This is a genomic window from Pseudomonas sp. (assembly GCF_041601375.1).
In the GTDB taxonomy this organism is placed as follows: domain Bacteria; phylum Pseudomonadota; class Gammaproteobacteria; order Pseudomonadales; family Pseudomonadaceae; genus Aquipseudomonas.
Map to the genome: position 1 here is coordinate 1 of NZ_JBFIIG010000280.1, position 3,428 is coordinate 3,428.

2 protein-coding genes are annotated in these 3,428 nt (G+C 66.3%); both read right to left on the reverse strand.

Annotated elements, in window-relative coordinates; all coding sequences use genetic code 11:
* The coding region (locus ABZE94_RS20990) for a DUF4105 domain-containing protein (protein ID WP_372878103.1) at window positions 1–936 on the reverse strand (936 nt) is incomplete at its 3' end.
* A gap of 345 nt (window positions 937–1,281) precedes the next feature.
* Window positions 1,282–3,428, reverse strand: a 2,147-nt coding sequence (locus tag ABZE94_RS20995; protein WP_372878105.1) for a DEAD/DEAH box helicase, incomplete at its 5' end; no start/stop codon positions are given.

The following is a 3,428-nucleotide window of genomic DNA, read 5'->3' on the forward strand; positions in this document are numbered from 1 at the left end:
GCGCCGCCGAAGCTCGGCAAACGGCAAGCCGGCGCTGTCCAGCAAGCCGTGCTGGTAGAGAAACTGCGGTACATAGCCGCTGGCAATTATCCGCCAGTCGAACGGCGGGTGTTGCGGGTTGACCCGGGAATTCAGCCACATGGCGGTGGTGCAGTTGGTGGTCAGGCTGTTGTAGAACTCGGGTTGCCGCTGCAGCGCGTTGATCCGTTGCATGTACTCCAGGAACAACTGACGGCCATGCTCGATGGGGGCGTGCAACTGATAGAGGTAGACATCTTCCGGCGGGTTGCGCCGGTAGTTGGTGCGCAGCCGGATCACGTCGCGCTCGTCGGCCACCACGTAGTACAGCTCGTACTGGCGAAAGAAGCCCTTGAGGGTGGAGTAGCTTTCGCCCTTTTCCTTGCGCGTCTCGATCGACACGGCCAGGTGATCGCCGTCGCCGAAGTCGAAGCTGAGAAACACATGGGCGATGGCCGGGCCCATCCAGTAGGACGCGATCAGGTCAACCCCGCGCAGCTTGCGCAGGTCGAATTGCTTGTCGTACCAGGCCGGCGTGTAGTCGGTCTCGCTGCGGTAGTCGAAGTTGCGGATGTTGTGCAGCGTCACCAGGTCGCCGTCGATGCTGGCATGGGGCAGCACCGCCACGTCCGCCTGCCAGTCGCGCTCGTTGGAGGGTTCGAGGCGGTACCAGAAGAGCAGCACAGCGGCGAACTGAACGAGATGGAGCGCCAGGGCCAGGATGCGCCCACGCCAGCGGCGCGAGCCCAGGGCAACCAGCGCGGCCAGCGCCACGACGGCAAACGCGCCTGCCAGGCTGTAGCGCAGTAGCGCATCTGCCGGTCCGGTAAACAGGATGGCCAGCCCGCCCCAGCCCGCGCTCAACGCAACCAGCAAACCGAGCAGCAGCAGGGCGCAGCGGGTCAGGTTCTTTCTCATTGCAGGCGTCTCTTGCTGTGATGCGTTGGCGGGGCAGTCAGGTGACGGGTGGCGCGGCAACTCAATCCGCGCATTCATGCTACGCCGCAAGAAGGGTATCTCGTCAGTCTCGCGCCTTCTGCGTCAAGCCCGCGATGCTAGCGTGTGGCGGGTGCAACCGGCCAGGGAGCGAAGAACCATATTTTTGGCGATGCCCCAGATATGTGTTGCCAAAGAGGCAGCGCTTTTGTGGGAGCGGATTTATCCGCGAACTTCGCGGCTGAAGCCGCTCCCACAGGTGGCCTTCGCGCATGCAGTGCTCGCAACAGTTAACAGGTACATCGCCATATTTTTGCCCTGTAGGGATCAGTCGCTCAGGGGCGCGAACAGTGCCGCCAGGTCGTCTTCGCTCAACTGCCACTGCGCCTGGCTGCCGCCTTCCAGCAGGCCGCGCGCCAGGTTGGCCTTGGCCTGCTGCAGGTGCTGGATCTTCTCTTCGACGCTGCCGCGGGCGATCAGCTTGTAGACGAACACCGGCTTGTCCTGGCCGATGCGGTAGGCGCGGTCGCTGGCCTGGGCCTCGGCGGCCGGGTTCCACCAGGGGTCGAAGTGGATCACGGTGTCGGCGGCGGTGAGGTTGAGGCCGGCGCCGCCGGCTTTCAGGCTGATCAGGAACACCGGGAACTGCCCGGCCTGGAACTGCTGCACCGGGGTGCGCCTATCCTGGGTGCTGCCGGTGAGCTTGGTGTAGCCGATCTTGCGTGCCTGCAGCTCGGTTTCGATCAGCGCCAGCATCGAGGTGAACTGGGAGAACAGCAGCACCTTGCGGCCTTCCTCGACCAGTTCTTCGAGCATGGCCAGCAAGGCGCCGAGTTTGCCCGAGTCGCTGCTTTTCAGCTGCGCGTCGTCGCCGAGCAGGCGCAGGTCGCAGCAGGCCTGGCGCAGGCGCAGCAGCGCCTCGAGGATGACGATCTGGCTGCGGGCCAGGCCCTGGCGGGCGACTTCATCGCGCACCTTCTTGTCCATCGCCAGGCGCAGGGTTTCGTAGCGGTCGCGCTGGGCGGCGCTCAGTTCGACCCAATGGGTCACCTCGGTCTTGGGCGGCAGCTCGCGCGCCACCTGCTCCTTGGTGCGGCGCAGCACGAAGGGTTTGATCCGCCCGCGCAGGTGCTCCAGGCGCTGCTGGTTGGCCTGCTTCTCGATCGGGGTGCGGTAGTCGCGGCTGAATCTCTTGGCGTCGCCGAGCCAGCCGGGCATGAGGAAGTTGAACAGCGACCAGAGTTCGCCCAGGTGGTTTTCCAGCGGCGTGCCGGTCAGGCACAGGCGTTGCCGTGCCTGCAATTGGCCGGCGGCCAGCGCGGCCTTGCTGCGCGGATTCTTGATGTTCTGCGCTTCGTCGAGAATCAGCAGGTGATAGGGCTGCGCCGCCAGCGTCTTGAGGTCGCGCGGCAGCAGGGCGTAGGTGGTCAGGACGATGTCGTATTCGCCGATCAGCTTGAACAGCGGGCGGCGTTTCGCCCCGTGCAGGGCAAGCACCCTGAGCTGCGGGGTGAAGTGCGCGGCCTCGTCCTGCCAGTTAGGGATCAGGCTGGTGGGCATGACGATCAGCGCCGGCCGGTCCAGGCGCCCGGCCTGCTTCTCGCTGAGGATATGCGCCAGGGTTTGCAGGGTCTTGCCCAGGCCCATGTCGTCGGCCAGCACGCCACCGATTTCCAGCTCGGCCAGTGCCTGCATCCAGGCCAGGCCCTGCAGTTGGTAGGGGCGCAGGGTGGCCTGCAAATCCGCCGGCGGCTCGACCTGCTGCGCGTTGTGCGCCTGCAGGCGCTGGGCAAAGCCGCGCAGCCGCTCGCCACCCTGCCAGTTCAGCGCCGGGCCTTGCTCCAGTTCGCTCAGGCGGGCGGCGTCGGCGCGCGGCAGGCGCAAGCGCTGGCTAGACTCGCCCGTCTCGCGGAAAAACAGCTCGCCCAGGGTCGCCAGCAAGGGCTTGAGGCGGGCGAAGGGCAGGGCGATGTGCTTGTCGCTCTGCGGCAGGCTGACCAGCAGCATCTCCTCGTCCTGGCGCTGGGCCAAGGCATCGCCATTGAGCAGCCAGGGTTTGTGCCGGATCGCCTGCAGCAGGATCGGCAGCAGGCTGATGCGCTGCCCTTCTACCTCGATACCCAGCTCCAGGTCGAACCAGTCGTGCTCGGACGTGTCTTCGATCGCGGCGTACCAGTCGTCGACCTGCGCCAGGTTGTAGCGAAACTCCGGCTGCAGCTCGATCCGCCAGCCCTGCTCGCGCAGCAACGGCAATTGCTGCTGGACGAAGCTCAGCCAGGCCGCCTCGCCGGGCAGCTCGAAGTGTTCGCCGGGATGCTCGGCGAGGGCCTCGCTCTGACGCAGGGCGACCTGCAGGCCGGCGTCTTCCAGGCGCTGGCGCAGCGCCGCCTCGGCGCCGGCGTCGCGGATGATGCGCAGGGTCAGGCTCGGGCTCTGGCGCACCAGCAGGTCTTTCGCCGGTTTGCCGTAGGCCA